At 59.5% G+C, this 18,323-nt stretch carries 19 protein-coding genes; 9 read left to right on the top strand and 10 right to left on the bottom strand.

Features of this window, described 5'->3' with window-relative positions:
- Positions 1-80 precede the first annotated feature (80 nt).
- Entirely contained in the window at positions 81-983 is a 903-nt protein-coding gene (gene thyX / locus NANH_RS0107725; protein ID WP_027261504.1) for an FAD-dependent thymidylate synthase, read from the top strand.
- 615 nt (positions 984-1,598) lie between these two features.
- Here the strand turns inward: thyX and NANH_RS0107720 are convergent.
- Positions 1,599-1,805 (bottom strand): cold-shock protein, encoded by a 207-nt coding sequence (locus NANH_RS0107720; RefSeq protein WP_027261503.1) that lies wholly within the window; start codon positions 1,803-1,805, stop codon positions 1,599-1,601.
- A gap of 217 nt (positions 1,806-2,022) precedes the next feature.
- Between NANH_RS0107720 and NANH_RS0107715 the strand changes: the two genes are divergently transcribed.
- Positions 2,023-2,340 (top strand): arsenate reductase family protein, encoded by a 318-nt coding sequence (locus NANH_RS0107715; protein WP_027261502.1) that lies wholly within the window; start codon positions 2,023-2,025, stop codon positions 2,338-2,340.
- A gap of 27 nt (positions 2,341-2,367) precedes the next feature.
- On the opposite strand, the gene NANH_RS0107710 is transcribed toward NANH_RS0107715, so the two are convergent.
- From NANH_RS0107710 to thrS, 5 genes are all read right to left on the bottom strand, one after another.
- Entirely contained in the window at positions 2,368-2,916 is a 549-nt protein-coding gene (locus tag NANH_RS0107710; protein ID WP_027261501.1) for a DoxX family membrane protein, read from the bottom strand.
- A gap of 4 nt (positions 2,917-2,920) precedes the next feature.
- A complete protein-coding gene (locus NANH_RS0107705) occupies positions 2,921-3,676 on the bottom strand; it encodes an HvfC/BufC N-terminal domain-containing protein (RefSeq protein ID WP_027261500.1) in 756 nt (251 codons plus the stop codon).
- On the bottom strand, positions 3,673-4,530 hold the full coding sequence (gene bufB, locus NANH_RS0107700; RefSeq protein ID WP_027261499.1) for an MNIO family bufferin maturase: 858 nt from the start codon (positions 4,528-4,530) through the stop codon (positions 3,673-3,675). The genes NANH_RS0107705 and bufB overlap by 4 nt, the downstream gene beginning before the upstream one ends.
- Before the next feature lie 62 nt (positions 4,531-4,592).
- A complete protein-coding gene (locus NANH_RS0107695) occupies positions 4,593-4,895 on the bottom strand; it encodes a BufA1 family periplasmic bufferin-type metallophore (protein ID WP_027261498.1) in 303 nt (100 codons plus the stop codon).
- A 231-nt stretch (positions 4,896-5,126) separates the two neighbouring features.
- Positions 5,127-7,073 carry a threonine--tRNA ligase gene (gene thrS, locus NANH_RS0107690; protein WP_027261497.1) on the bottom strand — a complete coding sequence of 649 codons (1,947 nt, stop codon included), beginning with the start codon at positions 7,071-7,073 and terminating at the stop codon, positions 5,127-5,129.
- A gap of 201 nt (positions 7,074-7,274) precedes the next feature.
- Between thrS and NANH_RS0107685 the strand changes: the two genes are divergently transcribed.
- From NANH_RS0107685 to NANH_RS0107670, 4 genes are all read left to right on the top strand, one after another.
- Positions 7,275-8,399 carry an alpha/beta hydrolase gene (locus NANH_RS0107685; RefSeq protein ID WP_027261496.1) on the top strand — a complete coding sequence of 375 codons (1,125 nt, stop codon included), beginning with the start codon at positions 7,275-7,277 and terminating at the stop codon, positions 8,397-8,399.
- 50 nt (positions 8,400-8,449) lie between these two features.
- Entirely contained in the window at positions 8,450-9,202 is a 753-nt protein-coding gene (locus NANH_RS0107680) for an alpha/beta fold hydrolase (RefSeq protein WP_027261495.1), read from the top strand.
- A 72-nt stretch (positions 9,203-9,274) separates the two neighbouring features.
- Positions 9,275-9,703 (top strand): VOC family protein, encoded by a 429-nt coding sequence (locus NANH_RS0107675; protein WP_027261494.1) that lies wholly within the window; start codon positions 9,275-9,277, stop codon positions 9,701-9,703.
- 17 nt (positions 9,704-9,720) lie between these two features.
- Positions 9,721-10,350: a hypothetical protein gene (locus NANH_RS0107670; RefSeq protein WP_027261493.1), complete on the top strand. Its 630-nt coding sequence runs from the start codon at positions 9,721-9,723 to the stop codon at positions 10,348-10,350.
- Here the strand turns inward: NANH_RS0107670 and NANH_RS0107665 are convergent.
- Positions 10,341-10,919 carry a DUF6151 family protein gene (locus tag NANH_RS0107665; RefSeq protein WP_027261492.1) on the bottom strand — a complete coding sequence of 193 codons (579 nt, stop codon included), beginning with the start codon at positions 10,917-10,919 and terminating at the stop codon, positions 10,341-10,343. The two genes, NANH_RS0107670 and NANH_RS0107665, sit on opposite strands and share 10 nt — an antisense overlap.
- 20 nt (positions 10,920-10,939) lie before the next feature.
- Positions 10,940-12,226 (bottom strand): polyhydroxyalkanoate depolymerase, encoded by a 1,287-nt coding sequence (gene phaZ, locus NANH_RS0107660; protein ID WP_027261491.1) that lies wholly within the window; start codon positions 12,224-12,226, stop codon positions 10,940-10,942.
- A 117-nt stretch (positions 12,227-12,343) separates the two neighbouring features.
- Here phaZ and phaC point away from each other — a divergent pair, with 117 nt between their 5' ends.
- The 3 genes from phaC (at position 12,344) to phaR (ending at position 15,580) form a co-directional block, all read left to right on the top strand.
- A complete protein-coding gene (gene phaC, locus NANH_RS0107655; protein ID WP_027261490.1) occupies positions 12,344-14,158 on the top strand; it encodes a class I poly(R)-hydroxyalkanoic acid synthase in 1,815 nt (604 codons plus the stop codon).
- 122 nt (positions 14,159-14,280) lie between these two features.
- Positions 14,281-14,724 (top strand): phasin, PhaP, encoded by a 444-nt coding sequence (locus NANH_RS0107650; RefSeq protein ID WP_027261489.1) that lies wholly within the window; start codon positions 14,281-14,283, stop codon positions 14,722-14,724.
- 298 nt (positions 14,725-15,022) lie between these two features.
- Positions 15,023-15,580: a polyhydroxyalkanoate synthesis repressor PhaR gene (gene phaR, locus NANH_RS0107645; protein ID WP_027261488.1), complete on the top strand. Its 558-nt coding sequence runs from the start codon at positions 15,023-15,025 to the stop codon at positions 15,578-15,580.
- A gap of 39 nt (positions 15,581-15,619) precedes the next feature.
- On the opposite strand, the gene NANH_RS0107640 is transcribed toward phaR, so the two are convergent.
- Positions 15,620-16,831 (bottom strand): DegT/DnrJ/EryC1/StrS family aminotransferase, encoded by a 1,212-nt coding sequence (locus NANH_RS0107640; RefSeq protein ID WP_245601418.1) that lies wholly within the window; start codon positions 16,829-16,831, stop codon positions 15,620-15,622.
- A gap of 121 nt (positions 16,832-16,952) precedes the next feature.
- Positions 16,953-18,257 (bottom strand): NAD(P)/FAD-dependent oxidoreductase, encoded by a 1,305-nt coding sequence (locus NANH_RS0107635; RefSeq protein WP_027261486.1) that lies wholly within the window; start codon positions 18,255-18,257, stop codon positions 16,953-16,955.
- Positions 18,258-18,323: the final 66 nt, after the last annotated feature.

Below are 18,323 nucleotides of genomic sequence, written 5' to 3'. Positions count from 1 at the left end.
GTTATATGGCGGTTCACCTGTGTCCCAACCCAAGATATAGTTGGCGCCTCAATAGATTCTGCAGGGGAAAGGAATCGCGCATGTCATTGTCGCCAGAACAACAGGCCGAAATCGACGAACTGCGGGCCAATCCGCAACCGACGTTGCGTGTCGTGGCACCCGGAATGGAGGGTCACCTGTACAAGGCCCGTCCCGTGCTGGACCACGGATTTGTTCGCGTGGTCGACTATATGGGTGACGACGCGGCGATCTGCCAGGCGGCACGGGTCAGCTATGGCAAGGGCACCAAGAGTGTCCAGAACGACGAAGGTTTGATCCGCTATCTGATGCGGCATTGGCATTCGACTCCGTTTGAGATGTGCGAATTGAAACTGCACGTGAAGCTGCCGGTCTTTGTCGCCCGGCAGTGGATCCGGCATCGCACAGCCAATGTAAACGAATACTCGGCGCGCTATTCGATTTTGGATCGTGAATTCTATATTCCAGCGCCAGAGCACATCAACGCGCAGTCCGTGGTCAACAACCAGGGCCGGGGCGACGTCCTGGAGGGCGAAGAAGCCGCGCGGGTTCTGGAAATCCTAAAGGCCGATTCAGCCCGGTGCTACGACAATTACCAGACATTGATCGATGCGGACGGCGTTGGATTGGCGCGTGAACTGGCGCGAATGAATCTGCCGGCGAATATCTATACTCAATGGTATTGGAAAGTGGACCTGCACAACCTGTTTCATTTTTTGCGACTGCGCGCGGATGCCCATGCACAATATGAAATTCGCGTCTACGCTGAAGCGATTTGCGAGATGGTGTCCGACTGGGTCCCCGCTGCCTACAAGGCGTTCGAGGACTATCGCATGGGATCGGTGACCATGTCCGCCCAGATGGTCGATTGCCTGCGCCGGATGTTGAAGGGCGAGACGGTGACACAGGAAAACGCAGGCATGTCGGCGCGGGAATGGCGCGAGTTCCAGGAGGTCATTGCCTGACCGGCCCGGTTTATACGCCGTATGTCAGTGCGGTTGCGATCCGTGGCGCAATCGCCCTCACGCAGTCTGGGAATGATGTTGCGTATTGAGTACGGCCCGGGATCGACACCTCCGGTGGTTGAATTTGGCCTGAGTGAAAGCTATTTACGAGAGAATCCAGACAGCTACACGTCGTATTCTGCTGAGTTTTGTCGCATTTCAGACCTCTCGGGGCTGGACTCGACTCGGCTCTCGGGGAACAATTGGGGTATTGAGACTGTCGCCTGTCGTGAGTGGTGGGCCATACTATTTCAGCACCATATTTCGGCGGCCTGACAAGTGAGGTGTCCGAGGGAAACAGACGGGGTTCCGTTTGCCGACCTGAAGGTGACCCAGCTTGGAAGGCCGCCGAATTTTTTTCTGGGATGCGTGCAGTCAGAAGATGAATGACAGAAATTGACAGTCAATTTGCACCCCGGCATCTGAAAAGGTCAGGTCAGGTCAGGACTGCGCCAGACGATAACGAACCGCCCAGATCCTGGCACCGGTTTCTGGTGCCAGCACCCGATTGGCAGGCTTGTTTGCATCTGACAATGTCCGCACGCGCGCCGACGCCGGAGCGCGTCAGGAGGTGTTTTATAAAAGTGTCAGGTTCGCAGCCATTTCGCGACCATCGCGGCCCTCTTCAAGATCATAATTGACCTTTTGGTTATCTGCCAGGCCAGTCAGGCCTGAACGTTCCACGGCCGAGACGTGAACGAACACATCCTTTCCCCCGCTATCGGGGGCAATAAATCCGTAGCCTTTCGTCGTATTAAACCACTTCACGGTGCCAGTCGGCATTTCCCGTGTCTCCTTCTACTTAACTTCTCGCTCCGAAGATTCAGAGCTCATGACAGCACGTCCCCTATTCTGCGGCCGGACCCATTGGGCTGGAGCGGACACACACTGAAAGGTTGTACCATGGAATAGGATCGCACGACGTGTCAAAAAATCAAGAAAAAGAGGCTGCGCCGCCGTGAATTGACGGATATTTGCGTAACCAAAGGAGAACCTTGAAATGAACATATACGGGCTCAAAACCTGCGATACGTGCCGCAAGGCATTGAAATCCTTGCCCCAAGCGCAATTTGTCGATGTTCGTGCGCGGGGTGTACCACCTGCGGTGCTGCGCGCGGCACACGAAAAGTTCGGCAAAGCTTTGCTCAACACCCGTTCCGCAACCTGGCGCGGGCTGAATCAGGACCAGCGGGCGTGCGCCGACCTGGTTCTTTTGGTGGACCACCCGACGCTAATGAAGCGGCCCTTGATCGACATGGATGGAGAACTCTATCTGGGGTGGACCGATGATGTGCGCAAGCAATTGGGCGTTGGCTGATTGCGGGCTAGGGCCAAGCCTCTGGGGTCAGGCCAGACGTCCCAACAAACGATCGACAGACAGCGGCCCGGCACCCTTGATGACGATGATCAACAGGACCGTGATCCACAACAGGCGCTGATCCAGGATGACACTGTCTGGTATGCCGTCAAACCATGCGCCCAATGTCTTGGGATCGCTGGCGCCGTGGCCGACAATGTCAGTGGCGGACTGGACGATGATGAATCCGATCATGCCAGCGGCCGACAGTCTGCCGAGCAGGCCCAGAACAACCAATGCCGGTAATAGAAATTCGGCCCACATGCCGGCAACCGCGACCAGCCAGTACAACATACCCAGTTGCGAACTGTCATAGCTGACCGCCTCCATCGCTCGTGGAAAGATCTGCACATAGGCGCCGTCCGAAGGCATCACCAGGCCAAACAGACCGTCGCCCATCTTGGTCACGGCCGATTTCCAGAAATACACCAGCAACACAGCGGCAAAGGTGAAACGCGCCAATGTGGGCAGGATCGCTCCGGACAGACGATCCAGCCAGTCGAACAGGGCATTATGCAGCGAAATCAGGGCGTTCATGGTGTCAAACCTCTTGGGTCAGGGAAATCATCGCATTGCCGGACAACATCAGGGTCAGCGTCTCGGTCGGGTCGAAATCGGCGGCTTCGGTCTGGGCGGCGTGCAATGCGGCGGCAAGGGTCTGGCCGCCAAGCAAGGCTTGGATCCAGGCCGCTCCGCCAGAGGGCAGCGCGTGGGGGGAGGGGTCGAATTCGGGCCGTGTGATCAACACATCCTGTGCCACATGCGCCGGTTTTGGCGCATCTTCCTGGGTGTTGAATCGCCAGATGTCATACAGCGGCCAGTCTGACCGCAGCAATCCGACTGCGGGTGCCAGGGTGACGGTTGCAGCCATCAGGGCGTCGGGATCAAGGACGGCCAACCGGGTGGGGGAGATCGGAGTGCTGTCAGCGGCGTGGTAGGATCTGCGCAACGCCAGTTCCAGCCGGGCAACATCGGGGAGATAACCAAGATGCGCCAGTTGCGGCAAGCTGCCCAGGTAATCGGGCAATCTCTGGCCATAGTGCATCATCAGCGGCGAACTTGGCGGATTCGCGCGCAGATACTGGCGCGACAGTCCATCCATGTTTTGCTGCCCCAGCAGTTTGGTCAGGATCGGGAAACCGGTCCGCAGCGCCTCGATCAATGACACAGCGACGTTGTTGCGATAGACATTGAACCGTGCAGCGGCAGGCTGGCCGTCCCCATCGCTCAGCCCGGCGGGAATGGGGCGGTCCGGGTCCAGAAGGGCGGCACGAAACACGGCCTGCGACACCGTCATGTCGCGACGCGATCCAACGCAAGGGCGACGCGAGCGGCTTGGTCGCGCAGCACGGGCCAGTCCGGAACGTCGTTGTCCCATTCTACCAGAACCGGCGTTGGCCCCAAGCGCGCCAGCGTATGGTCCAGCAGATCCCAGACCGGATCGATCACCGGTCTGCTGTGGCTGTCGATCAGCAGCGGGGCACCGTGATCATCGGCATCCTTGTCATGGCCCCCAACGTGAATTTCGCCGACACGATCCAGCGCGAAGGCGTCGATATAGGCCTGTGGCGAAGACCCCATATTGATTGCCGAAACAAACACGTTGTTCACGTCCAGCAACAGGCCGCACCCGGTGCGCCGTGCCAGTTCCGCCAGAAACTCGGTTTCCGCCCAGGTGCTGTCGTCAAAGGCAAGATAGCTCGACGGGTTTTCCAGCAGCATCCGGCGGCCCAGAGCGGTCTGGACCTGGTCGATATGATCGGCCACCCGCGTCAGGGTGGCATTCGTATAGGGCAGGGGCAGCAAGTCGTTCAGAAATTCGGCGCCGTGCGTGGACCAGGCGAGATGTTCCGAAAAGCTGGCAGGTTTCAGCCAGGCGATCAGGCGTTTCAGCCGGGCCAGGTGATCTGCGTCCGGCGGCGTCTCCGCGCCAATGGACAGACCTACCCCATGCACCGAGACCGCAAAACGTTCGGACAGGGCGCGCAGTTGGGCCAGAGGCCTGCCGCCGTCGCCCATGTAGTTCTCGGCATGGATTTCCAGCCAAGCCACCGGACCGGGCTCTTGCAGGATCTGGGTGAAATGCTGGGGCTTGTATCCAACCCCCGGCGCGGTTGGCAGCGATTCAGGTCTGTGGGCAGAATCCAGCATGGCGCGCCTGTCGGACAAGGTTGGCAGGGGCGCACCCGAAACAGGTCCGCCCCGAGTGGAATTTATGCAGGCAGGTCACGATCCAGCGCGGTCAATGAGCCTTTGCGCGGTGTGCCGTCGGCGGTTGCGGGCAATTCCATGGATTCGCAGGATCCTGCCTCGACCAGGGTCCAGGCGTTCCCCTGATAATCCAATGTCGACGTTCCGGCACAAGTGGTGCCCGGACCGGCAGCGCAATCGTTCTGCCCGGCCAGAGAAACGCCATAACATTTTTCCTTGGACTGGGCGCTGGCCGTGGTGGCCGAGGCGGTCAGAGCGGCGGCAACGGCGCTGGCGACGGCCAGGGTCTTGGCGGTGTTGGACATAAGAAAACTCCCTTAGAAACGGTTGAATGGCGCAGGTTGTGATACAGAAGGCTACGTGCTGCACTGCCCGCAGTGAAGTCACGAGCCCGTGTCTCACAATCCCGTCAGGCCGCGTGACGGCATGTTGGGGTTTCAGGGTCCGGAATCGTGGTCTGTTTGTCAAATGTTTCAATCCAGCCCGTGCTGTCGGACCGGATTGTTACACCTGTCGCACCCCCTGTGTTCGGATTGTTACAGCAAATCGGGCGGTGTGGCTTCGCGTTTCAGGGAGGCCGTAACATCCGCAAGCGGTTGCACGCTGGTTTGTTTCTCGCCCAGCCGACGGATGGACACGGTGCGTTCCTGCACTTCGCGCGCGCCGACGGCAAGAATAACCGGAACCTTGCCGACCGAATGTTCGCGGACCTTGTAGTTGATCTTTTCGTTACGAATGTCGGCTTCTGCGCGCACGCCCGCTGCAGCCAGTTCCGAGACCACCTCGGCCACATAATCATCCGCCTCGGACGTGATCGAGGCCACCACGACCTGGCGCGGGGCGAGCCAGAACGGCAATTTTCCCGCATGTTCCTCGATCAGGATACCGATGAACCGCTCGAAACTGCCCAGAGTGGCGCGGTGCAGCATATAGGGGCGCTGTTTGCTGCCATCGGCGGCAATATAGGTCGCGCCCAGCCGTTCGGGCAGGTTGGGGTCGACCTGAAAGGTGCCGCATTGCCAAACACGGCCAATGGCATCTGTCAGGTAGAAATCCAGTTTCGGGCCATAGAACGCGCCATCGCCCGGTTCCAGCGTGAACGACCGACCGGTGGCCTTGATCGCCTGTTCCAGCGCGTTTTCCACGTGGTCCCAGCTTTCGTCGCTGCCGACGCGCTTTTCCGGGCGGGTGGCGAACTTGATCTCGAACTCGGTGAACCCGAGATCGTCATAAATGTCGGCGAGAAAGTTGATGAACCGCGCGCATTCTTCTTCGATCTGATCCTCGGTACAGAAGATATGCGCGTCATCCTGGGTAAATCCGCGCACCCGCATGATGCCATGCAGGGCCCCCGAAGGTTCATAGCGCGAACACGAGCCGAATTCGGCCAGCCGCAGCGGCAGGTCGCGGTAGGATTTCAGGCCCTGGTTGAAAACCTGCACGTGACAGGGGCAGTTCATCGGTTTCAGCGCGTTGACCGCCTTTTCCTTGGCATGTTCTTCTTCGACCTCGACGATGAACATGTGTTCCTGGTATTTGTCCCAGTGGCCCGAGGCCTCCCACAGCTTGCGGTCGACCACCTGCGGTGTGTTGATCTCGCGGTACCCGCCTGTACGCTGCTTGCGGCGCATGTAATCCTGCAGCGTGGTGTACACGGTCCAGCCGTTGGGGTGCCAAAAGATCTGGCCCGGGGCTTCTTCCTGCATGTGGAACAGGTCCATCTCGCGGCCCAGCTTGCGGTGATCGCGTTTGGCGGCCTCCTCCAGCATTGTCAGGTGGGTCCTGAGCTTTTCCTTGCCGGTAAAGGCCACGCCATAGATGCGTTGCAGCATGGCCCGATTGCTGTCGCCGCGCCAATAGGCCCCCGCGATGCTCATCAGCTTGAAGGAATCCCCCGGCACCTGACCGGTGTTTTGCAGATGCGGGCCACGGCACAGATCCTGCCAGTGGCCGTGCCAATACATGCGCAACGGTTCATCCCCTGGAATCGCCTCGATCAGCTCGACCTTGTAGGGTTCGTTGTTGGCGGTGTAAAAGTCGACGGCACGCGCACGGTCCCAGACTTCGGTGGTCACGGGCTCGCGCTTGTTGATGATCTCTTTCATCTTCTTTTCGATCAGCCCCAGATCTTCGGGGGTGAACGGCTCTTCGCGGTCGAAATCGTAGTACCAGCCGTTTTCGATGACCGGCCCGATGGTGACCTTGGTCGCGGGCCAGATTTCCTGCACGGCGCGGGCCATGATATGGGCCAGGTCGTGGCGTACAAGCTCGTTGGCCTGCGCCTCGTCTTTCATGGTGTGGATGGCAATGTCGGCATCGGCCTGGATTGGCCATGCCAGATCCCAATGCTGGCCGTTCACAGTCGCGCTGATCGCCTTTTTGGCCAGCGACGTGGAGATATCGGCAGCGACCTGCGCGGCGGTGACGCCGGCGTCATAGGATCGTGCATTGCCATCGGGAAGGGTGAGAGAGATCTGAGCCATATCGGCCTCCTCGTCGGTTTGGCGCCCACTGAACGCCCGGTTGCGGGTCTATGTATTGCGCCGCCTATGTGCCGCTGCCGTGTGGCCAAGTCAACCGGGCAAAGCGGGCCGATCCGCGCCTGTGGCATTGCACCGGATTGCCAAGGTTTGTGCCAGCGACTAGGCAAGGGAGGAGCAGTGTCGGTGCGGTCTAGGGGCGATATGGTACACAAGGTTCGCGTTGTCGCAGTGCTCTTGCTGTGTTTTGGCTTGCTCTCCTGTACCCGACCGCCCGATCTGGTTGGCGTCGATAATCGGGACATCCCGGTTCTGAGCGTCGAAAACGCAAGTCGGCACAAGATTTTCATCGCCACCACACGTGCAGGAACCGAGTCCGTTGGGATGCTTTATTCGGGGGCCCGGGCGTCCGATCTGGGGCTGTCGTCGGTCGTGGTCTCGATCCCGCCAAATCACGTGTCGGGGGTTATTGAGCGCGCCCGTCGATTGCCGCCTGATCCGATGGCGGAATTTGCAGTGATCGCACCCGCACTCTATGGGTCGGCGGCGGCGTTCACGGACATGATCAATACCGAACTGGCGCAACGCCCGCCCAGGGATCGCGAGATCCTTTTGTTTGTGCACGGGTACAACAACACCTTCTCGGACGCCGTTCTGCGTATCGCGCAATTCGTTCACGATACCGGGTTCAAAGGGGTGCCGGTGTTGTTTTCCTGGGCCTCGGCGGGGCGCGCTTCGCATTATGTTTACGATCTGAACAGCGCGCTGACCGCGCGGCCGCGGTTTCGTCAGACCCTGCGGCTGCTGGCGCAAAGCAGGGCGCGGGGGATTGATATCTTCGCCCATTCCATGGGGTCGATGCTGACCGTCGAGACCTTGATACAGGCCGAAGCCGATGGCGGCCTGGCCCAGATCGGAAGGTTGAACCACGTGGTGCTTGCCGCGCCGGACATTGATCTGGACCTGTTCAAGGTGCAGCTGTCCCAGATCGGAAAGGCCAGCGGCAAACTGTATGTGTTCGTGTCCAACGACGACCGAATTCTGGGTGTTTCGCAGCGTATTTCGGGCGGGGTCGTCCGGGTCGGGGCCGCGGATGTGGAAGAGTTGGCTGAATTGGGCGTTACGGTCATAGATCTGAGCGAGATTGCCGATTCCGCCTCGGGGTCGCATAACAAGTTCGCCGCATCCCCCGCGGTCGTGCAACTGATCGGCGCGAACCTCAGGCTTGGCAATCGCGATGGGCAGGCGCGCCCGCCTTCGCTGACCGAGGCTTTGAACAATGTGCCGCTGGTGCACGTGCTGGTTCCCGACCGGGCATCGGGTCTGTGATTGCAGCGCATGCGCCGGCGTGCATAGATCGGGGAAAGACAGGAGGCGACATGAGCGATACCACATTTCTGAACACGCCCCAGGGGCGACGGCTGGCCTATCACCTGACCCCGGGGACCGGCCCTTGCGTGGTGTTTCTGGGTGGGCTGAAATCGGATATGAACGGCACCAAGGCCGTGCATCTGGAAAACTGGGCGCAGGCGCGGGGACAAGCGTTTTTGCGCTTTGACTATTCCGGGCACGGGGAAAGCAGCGGCACCTTTGAAGAGGGCTGTATTGGCGATTGGCACGAGGACACGATGGCGGTGGTCGACGCTTTGACCGACGGGCCTGTGGTGGCGGTAGGGTCGTCAATGGGGGGCTGGCAGGCGCTTTTGTTGGCGCGCACCCGACCGGATCGGATCGCGGGCCTGGTGACCGTCGCCGCCGCGCCCGATTTCACCGAAGACGGGTATTGGGCCAATTTCTCCGAGGCGCAGAAACAGGCGCTGGAAACAGCAGGCCAAGTAGAGTTGCCGTCGGATTACATGGAGCCCTATATCATCAGCAAACGCATGATCGAAGACGGTCGCGCCTGGCTGGTGCTGCGTGACCCGTTACCGTTGCGTTTTCCGGTGCGTTGCCTGCAAGGTACGGCGGATACCGCCGTCAGCACCGCGACTGCGCTGGGATTGCTGGATCATGCAGAGTGTCCGGATATGCGTCTGACGCTGGTCAAGGATGCGGATCATCGGTTTTCGGATGGGTCCTGTCTTGGCTTGATCGAGGAGGCCGTGGCTGAGGTGATCGCGATCGCACGCTGAGCGAGCGGTTGCGGCGGCGCAAATAGACGGCGATTGTTGCCCGTCGGGAGGAATTTCATACAGGAGTTGGAGATGGAACAACGTATCAGTCTGATCACCCTGGGGGTCGCGGATCTGAATGAAGCCGCCGCGTTTTACGAGGCTCTTGGCTGGCGGCGGGTGCCGGCACAGGAGGGAATTATTGCCTTTGATCTGATTGGCCAGACGCTGGGTCTGTATCCGCTAGAGCACTTGGCGCGGGATATGGGGCTTGCGTTGTCCGAACTGGGCCACGGCGCAATGACATTGGCCCATAATGTACGTGAAAAGGATCAGGTCGCCCTGCTGCTGCAGGCTGCCAATGCGGCCGGAGCCGAGGTGTTGAAACCGGCGCATGACGTATTCTGGGGCGGGCATATCGGCTATTTTCGCGCGCCCGACCGTTGCATCTGGGAAATCGCGTTCAATCCACATGCGCCCCTGTCGCCCGAAGGCGCGTTTCGCTGGAACGGGTACGGCTGATGCGCCGACCGGGCAGCATGTGGAGCCTTGAGACTCTGGGTCGCGTCCGATTGTCCCGGCACTTTTTCATGCGCGACTTTCTGTATTCGGAGATCGCCAATTTTCACCGGCTGCAGAATATTCCCGAGCATCCCGATCTTGCAATCCAAACCGGACGGGCGTTCTGCGAGGCCCTGATGGACCCGCTTGAAGAGACCTTTGGCCGGGTGGCGGTGCGGTCGGGCTATCGCTCACCGACACTAAACCGGTTTGGCAACGAAAACCGGTTGAACTGTGCGCGAAACGATCATCCTCTAGAATGCCATATCTGGGATCGGGGGCAGGGGCGGGATCGCGTCGCCGGGGCGTCGGTGGTGATTCCGTGGTTTGCCGAGCAATTCGATCAGGGGCGCGATTGGCGCGATCTGGCCTGGTGGCTGCATGACCATCTGCCCTATTCCGAGATTTGGTTTTTTCCAAAACTCTGTGCCTTTAACCTGTCGTGGCGACCCGAACCCCTGCGCCGCATCGACAGCTATATCGCGCCGCGCGGGAGGTTGCTGTGCGCAGGGCACACGCCTGCGGAAACGAATGAGCAACGCCAAGCGCGCTATCGCGATTTCCCGGCGTTCCGCGGCATCAGCGCGCCGCTGTCGTGTCAGTCGTAGAGGGCTGCGCGTTCTTGCTTGGTCAACAGGCGGACGGGAGCCGTCGGTTCTCCGGACTTCAGATCGAAGAACGGGGTCTGCCGCCAGCGCCCGGACAGGCGCGCAGCACCCAGCCGGGTGAAGAAGCGCCAGACCATGGTTGTACCGCCGCGGTGTTTTGGCGGCCCGCCCGCTTGCGGCACAAAGCTGTGCGCGACCACGGGGCCCAGAGGGGCCGGGTCCGAGATGCGCGCAACCATGGCGGTGACAAAAGGAATTCCCGGGCGTGACAACGTATTGAACAGAGGCGTATTGCAGCAGGACGCATACCAGCGCAGCGGCCCCTTTGGGCTGAGCCGCAGCACCGCCAGACGATCCACACCGGCCTGCAGGTGAATCGTGTCGGGCGTGGTCTGGAACAGCTCGACACCTTCGGTGCCGGCTTCAGGCTGTTCCAGGAAACGTTCTGCCGCCCGACAGTCACGGCAATGGCATATCAGGTGGGTGCCAGACTGCGCCGTGGCGGGCGAGATCCGACCGCGAACCTCGCCACAGGTGCAGGAAAATGCGACAGATCCCGTAGATACCATTGTCGGGACGCCCAGTTCCGCTATTTCGCCGCCACGTTTGAATTGGCAGGTTTCTTGCGCCGCACACCGGATGATTTGCCGCTGTTGGCGTCAAAGAAATCCAGCACCAGCGGACGAATGTTGTCGCGCCAGGACTTGCCGGCAAAGATGCCGTAGTGGCCCGCGCCCGGCTCGAGATGGCTGGCTTTCTTGCTGTCCGGCAGTCCGTTGCACAGGTCCAGCGCGGCGATACATTGGCCGGGTGCCGAGATATCGTCTTTGGCCCCCTCGACCGTCATCACCGCCACGTTGGTGATCTTGCCGATATCGACCTTGTGGCCATCCACGACAAATTCGTTCCGGGCGATCTCGCGGTCTTTGAAGACACGCTCGACGGTGGACAGGTAGAATTCCGCTGTCATATCCATCACCGCCAGATACTCGTCATAAAAGCGGTTGTGGGCGTCGTGGTCGGACGCTTCACCACGCGATACGCGCAAAATCTGGTCTTTGAAGGCCGAGCCGTGGCGTTCGGCATTCATCGACATGAATGAAGCCAGCTGAAGCAGGCCCGGATAGACCAAACGCCCGACGCCGGAATGTTTGAACCCGACCCGCTGGATCATGGTTTTTTCAAGTTGCCCCATGTTGACGCGCCGTCCGAAATCGGTGACCTCGGTCGGGGTGGCATCGGGGTCGACCGGCCCGCCGATCAATATCAGGCTGCGCGGCTGGGCCTCAGGATCCTGTTCCGCCAGATAGGCCGTCGCAGCCAGAGTCAGTGGCGCGGGCTGGCAGATCGCGATGACATGGGTATCGGGTCCCATCTTGCGCAGGAAATCGACCAGATACAGTGTGTAATCTTCGATATCGAACTTGCCAGCCGAGACCGGGATATCGCGCGCATTGTGCCAGTCGGTGATATAAACCTCACAATCCACCAGCAAGGATTTCACCGTGCTGCGCAGCAGCGTGGCATAGTGGCCCGACATCGGCGCAACCAGCAGAACCTTGCGACCGGTGTCTTCACGTCCGGGGACGGAGAAATGGATCAGGTCGCCAAAGGGGCGTTCGACTACGGTCTCGATATTGACCAGGTGATCCTTGCCGTCCTTGCAGGTAAAGGTACGAATGCCCCAGTCAGGCTTTGTCACCATGCGGGCAAATGTGCGTTCCGTCACCTCGCCCCAGGCCGACATCCAGTTCAAGGCAGGGTTTGGAATCATGCTGAATATGGGATAGGATGCAAGTGACAGGGCCGAAGCACCCATCCACTGGTTTGTGTTTCGCGCCGCCTCCATAAGGTCGTAGGTCATCATGTAGCGCATTTCGGGACTCCATCCGTATCAATTTCGATCCCAAAGGATCAGACCATCCGTCGCTTTCCCCCCGAAAATCTGCGACGCTTTTCTGCACAGCAGCGAGATTACGAGGAAATCTTCAAAATGACAACTACCCAAGACAGCACATCCGACCTGTCCGGCGAACATATTGAGCGCCTTACGGAAAATCTGGGCAAGATTGAGATTCTGTCAAAGCGCCTGGTGGATGTCATGACGCATAAAACCAAGCACAATGCTGCGTTGGACGCCCCCAAACAGGATCTTTTCGCCAAGGCAGCGACGGCATATTGGGCCGAGGCCATGCAGAACCCCGGCAAGCTGATGGAACAACAGATCGCCTATTGGGGCAATTCGGTGAAACATTTCGCCGAAGCGCAGCAGACTTTGGCCAGAGGCAAGTTCCAGGCACCGGAAAACGCGGGCCCCAATGATCGGCGCTTTGCCAATCCGTTGTGGGACAGCCATCCGTATTTCAATTTCGTCAAGCGCCAGTATCTGATCAACGCCGACGCCATTAAACAGGCGGTGGATGGCGTCCAGGACATGGACAGCAAGGAAAAGCAGCGTCTGTCCTATTTTGCGAATCAGATCGTCGATATGATGGCGCCGACCAATTTCCTGGCCACCAATCCGGACGCTTTGGAAAAGGCTCTGGAAACCGAAGGCCAGTCACTGGTGGACGGGCTGGAGAATCTGATTGCCGATCTCGAGGCCAACAATGGCGAACTGGTGGTGCGGCTGGCGGATGAAAAGGCGTTTGAGCTGGGCAGGAACATCGCCACGACACCCGGCGAGGTCGTGTACCGCAACAGGATGATGGAGTTGATCCAGTACAAGCCAGCAACGGAAACGGTTCATGAAACGCCGCTGATCGTGTTCCCGCCCTGGATCAACAAGTTCTACATTCTCGACCTCAAGGCACAGAACAGCCTGATCAAGTGGATTACCGAGCAAGGCTATACCCTGTTCGTTGTCAGCTGGATCAACCCGGATGCCACATATGCCGATGTCGGCATGGAAGATTATATCGAAGATGGCTATTTGGCGGCGATCCGCGAGGTCAAGGCGATCTGCGATGTGGAACAGGTCAATGCGGTGGGCTATTGCATCGCCGGGACAACGCTGGCGCTGACCCTGTCTTGGATGAAGCAGACCGGCGATAAATCGATCAAATCGGCCACTTTCTTTACCGCCCTGACGGATTTCGGGGATCAAGGAGAATTCACACCGTTCCTGACCGATGATTTCATCGACGGGATCGAGAAAGAGGTCGCTGAAAAGGGCGTCCTGCAATCCTATCTCATGGCCCGCACGTTCAGCTATTTGCGGTCGAACGATCTGGTCTATACTCCGGCAATCCGCAGTTACATGCTGGGCGAGGCACCTCCCGCCTTTGATCTGCTTTACTGGAATGGAGATGGCGCCAACTTGCCGGCCAAGATGGCGCGGCAGTATCTGCGCGGGCTGTGTCAGGACAACAAGCTGACGCAGGAAGGGTTCGATCTGGCCGGTCATACGCTCAAGATCAGGGATGTCGACGTGCCGTTGTGTTCGATCGCCTGCGAAACCGATCATATTGCGGCGTGGAAAGATTGCTATCGCGGGGTCCAGATGATGGGCTCGCGCAGCAAGACCTTTATCATGACGGAATCCGGCCATATCGCCGGCATTGTCAATCCACCCAGCAAGAACAAGTACGGTCATTACACCAACGACGATCTGGGACTCTCGCCGGATGAGTGGAAAAAGAGTGCCGACCGCCATGACGGATCCTGGTGGCCACGCTGGGAGGCGTGGTTGAAAAAGCGGTCGGGCAAGCAGATTCCGGCCCGCGAACCCGGTGATTCGGCCCATCCATCGCTGGCTCCCGCGCCGGGAACTTATGTTCGTCTGCCTGCAAATCTCCGGAATCGCTGAGTTTTCCAAAATTATTCTGCATCGCAGCAAAAAATCCTTGAAATGCTGCGATGCAGCATGCATATTGTCTTCAGTAAGGCAGACACGGGAACGACCCGGTCACAAAATCAAGGATTAAAACAATGGCAAACACCCAAGACTTCACCGCCGTCATGAAAGACATGATGGGCGCATTTCCCGTGGACACCAAAGCCATGGAAGAAGCATTCAAAACCCAAGCGACCCTGAACGAAAAACTGTCGGGCGTTGCACTGGAAGCTGCTGAGAAATCGGCCGAGATCTCCAGCAAATGGACCAAAGACACCATCGCCAAGCTGGCCGAGATGTCCAAAGCCAAAGCAGAGCCCGCCGATTATGCCAAGTCGGTCACCGACTTCGCGTCGGCATCGGCTGAAGTTGCTGCTGAAAACATGGCCGCTTTCGCTGAAATCGCGAAAAAAATCCAGATGGATACCGTTGAGCTGCTGATGGCTGCCGGTAAAGACATCACCGAAGATGCTACCGCCGCTGTCAAGAAGGCCACCAACGACGTGTCCGCAGCTGCAAAAAAAGCAGCAGCCAAGTAAGGCAAGCTGAAACGCGGGTTTGCGCCAACTCCTCCCAACTGGTGCAATCGCGGGGGCAGGTCGAAAGACCTGCCCTTTTTCTGTTTGCACTGCGATTTTGTGCCGCTCGGGCCAAAAAGCCCCGCCGTCGCATATGAGCTCTTGGTCTGCGGCAGCTTGCATGTCGCCAGACGGGACCATTGCGATTTTCCCTTTGGACCAACTGGTTTGCATGGAATAGGGCCGAACGCGGGCTTTCAATTTGTTCTGTGCTCGCATAGGCTTTGCTGCAACGCATCATAAGCCGGGAGGACACCAGGTGACGGATAAGGACAAACCCCTTCTGATCAAGAGGTATGCCAGCCGGCGGCTGTATAACACCGAGACCAGCGACTATGTAACGCTGGAGGATATCGCGGGCTTCATTCGCGCCGGGCGTGAGGTGCAAATCGTCGATCTGAAGTCGGGTGATGATCTGACCCGGCAATACTTGCTGCAAATCATAGCCGAGCACGAAAGCCGGGGCGAGAACGTTTTGCCGGTGACGGTTCTGAACGATCTCGTGCGCAGTTATATGATACCGGGTGGCGGTATGATGCCGCAATTCTTGCAAAGCTCGTTCGACATGCTGCGCGAGAACCAGGCCAAGATGATGGAAAACATGTCGGCAATGAACCCGATTGCCAAGATCCCCGGTTTCGAAGCGATGAAAGCCCAGCAGGAAGCGTTCCTGAAAGCAATGACGGGTGGGATGACGCGCTCCTGGTCCGGCCCCGGTTCCGAGAATGCACAGGACGGCCCCGAGACGAGCGAAGATCTGGACGAGATCAAGCAGCAATTGGCTGAATTGCAGAACAAGCTGTCCAAACTGAAATAGGCCCCGCCCAAGGGGCGAGGCGAGGCCGCGTATCGGTGGTCAGGTTCCGTAGGCGGGTATTGTCGGCCCGGTCACGTCGCCCACCGCATTCAGAAGAATATCGGCGATCGCATCCAGTTCCGGTCGGGACAGGCGCACGGGCAGACGCACGTCGCAGGCGGCCATCAGCATGGCTCGGGTGCGCGGTAGTTCAGGCAGGTCGGGAATGAATTGCCAGTTCCAGAACGCCCGCGCATTGTCGCGGCTTTGGCCAAAGACCTGAACCTTGACGCCACGCGCCTCGGCGGCGCTGGAAAACGCGGCAATCGCGGCATCGTCCAGCCCGACGAGATTGAACTGGATTGAATCCGGCGCACGCTGTTCCTGCGGCAGCGGGGGCGGCACCATGAAGAACGGCGAGGTGTTCAGGCGTTCGGCCACATAATCGTGGTTGCGCAGCCCGTCGCGCACGCGGCGCGCAAGCTCTGGCAATTGCGGACGGATCACAGCGGCGGACAGATTGCTCATGCGCATATTGTACAGGGGCAGGCGGTTCTGCCATCGGGCAAACGCCAATTCCAGGTCCGGCGCGTTTTCACCAACCGGACCTTTGTGCTTTTTCCAGTTGTGTTCATAGGCGCCAGACATGATCACGGCGCGGGCCACCAAGTCTGCGTCGTCTGTGATCAGGATGCCGCCTTCACCGGCATTGATCATCTTGTAGGACTGGAACGAGAAGCAGCCGATCCGTCCGATGGTGCCAATGTTGCGCCCGTTCCATGTGGTGCCCAGGGAATGCGCGGCATCTTCGATCATCGGGATGTCGCGCGCGTCGCACAGGGCCGCGATCGCGTCCATGTCGCTGGTGTGGCCGCGCATGTGGCTGATGATCACCGCATGGACCCCGTCCAGTTTTGCCTCGAAATCGGCGAGGTCGATGCGATAATTCTCACCCACTTCACACAGAACCGGCAGGCAGTCCGCATGCATGACAGATGACGGCACGGCTGCGAAGGTGAAACCGGGGATCAGCACGCGCGCATCCCGGGGTAGTCCCAGGGATTTGAGCGACAGGAACAACGCGGCAGAGCACGACGATACGGCCAGCGCGTATTTGCAGCCCAGCAAGCTGGCGAATTCCGCTTCCAGCAAGGCAACCGGAGCATCCTGTGGCGCGGTATAGCGGAACAGGTCGCCCGAAAGCATCAACGCATCTATGGCTGCGCGGGCGGCGGCGGGAATGGGTTCTGCGTCGTGAACGTTTGGCGGCAAGGTTAAATTCCAAATTTCTGAATTGTACTTTTGGAAAAGATAAAACAGTCGGGCCGGGGAGCCAAGAGGTTGCCGCGCCGGTAGCGCAAAAATCTGCCGGTGTTACAGATTGTCGGCGGTGTCAGACCCCCAACCGGTCGCGCAATGCGTACCAGGTCATTGCCAGGACCAGCAACGGAGACCGCAGGGCCGCCCCGCCGGGAAAGGTCGGGGCAGGGACGCGCGCCAGAGTATCGAAGCCCTCGGCCTGGCCCAGAATGGCAAGCGCCATCAGCTGCCCGGCATGGGTGGCGGTGCCGACGCCGTGGCCGGAATAGCCGGATGCGGACAACATGTTGGGTCCCAACCGCGCCAGAAATGGCATGCGTTTCATGGTAATGCCCAGCGTGCCGCCCCACGCATAGTCGATGCGCACATCCGCCAGATGGGGATAGATCTGCAGCATCGGTTTGCGCACCACCGCGGCGATATCGGAGGGGAATGTATAGCCATAGGTTTCGCCGCCGCCAAACAGCAATCGGCGGTCGGCGCTGAGGCGGAAATAGTTGACCACGAATTTCGTGTCCGCGACCGCGACATCGCGTGCCAGAACCCGGTCAGCCGCGTCCCCCAGCGGCTCGGTCGCGACAATGAAATTGTTGATCGGCATCACCCGCGCGGCCACCCGGCGGTTCAGCCCACCCAGATACCCATTGCAGGCCAGAACGACATGATCGGCGATAACCCGCCCTGTGTCGGTCTGTACCGTCGCGGGGTCGCCTTCGTTGATGTGGTGGACATGGCTGTTCTCGAATATCCGCACCCCGGCTGCGACCGCCGCGCGCGCCAGGCCCAGCGCATAGTTCAACGGATGCAGATGCGCCGCCCCCATGTCCAGCGTTCCGCCCCTATAGGCCGGTGACGGGCAGAGATCGTGGCAGGCTGTCTCGTCCAGCGTTTCGATCAGATCATAGTTATAATGCGTCTGAAGGTGATCGGCATAGCTATGAAGCTCCGCAACGTCACGGGCGTTGAAACCGGTATGGGCCACGCCGGGTTTCAGGTCGCAGTCGATATCGTGGCGCGCGATCAGTCCTTTGACCAGCGTCTTTGCGTCCTCGGCCAGTTGCCACAGCTTGCCGGCCTCGGCCTGGCCCATCAGCGCTTCGAGCCCGTCCTGGTCCATCCGCTGGCCGCTGCCCAACTGCCCGCCATTGCGACCCGAGGCACCAAACCCCACGCGATGCGCGTCCAGCAACACCACGTCCAGACCCGCCTCTGCCAGATGCAGTGCCGTAGACAGTCCGGTATAGCCGGCGCCAACGACGCAGACATCGGCACGGATTTCGCCGCGCAACGGGGAAAACTCATCCAGTGTTTGCGCCGTGGCGGCATACCAACTGGCCGGATACTGTCCGCGCTTGTCGTTGGAGAACAGCAAGTTCATGGTGCAACCCAGCCTCTCTGATCATAAGATACAAGTGCCCGCCGCCATCATCGGCACAGAGTCCGG

Source organism: Sedimentitalea nanhaiensis DSM 24252 (assembly GCF_000473225.1).
In the GTDB taxonomy this organism is placed as follows: domain Bacteria; phylum Pseudomonadota; class Alphaproteobacteria; order Rhodobacterales; family Rhodobacteraceae; genus Sedimentitalea; species Sedimentitalea nanhaiensis.
Note: the sequence above shows the minus strand (reverse complement) of the source record. Positions and strands in the feature narration are given on the sequence as shown.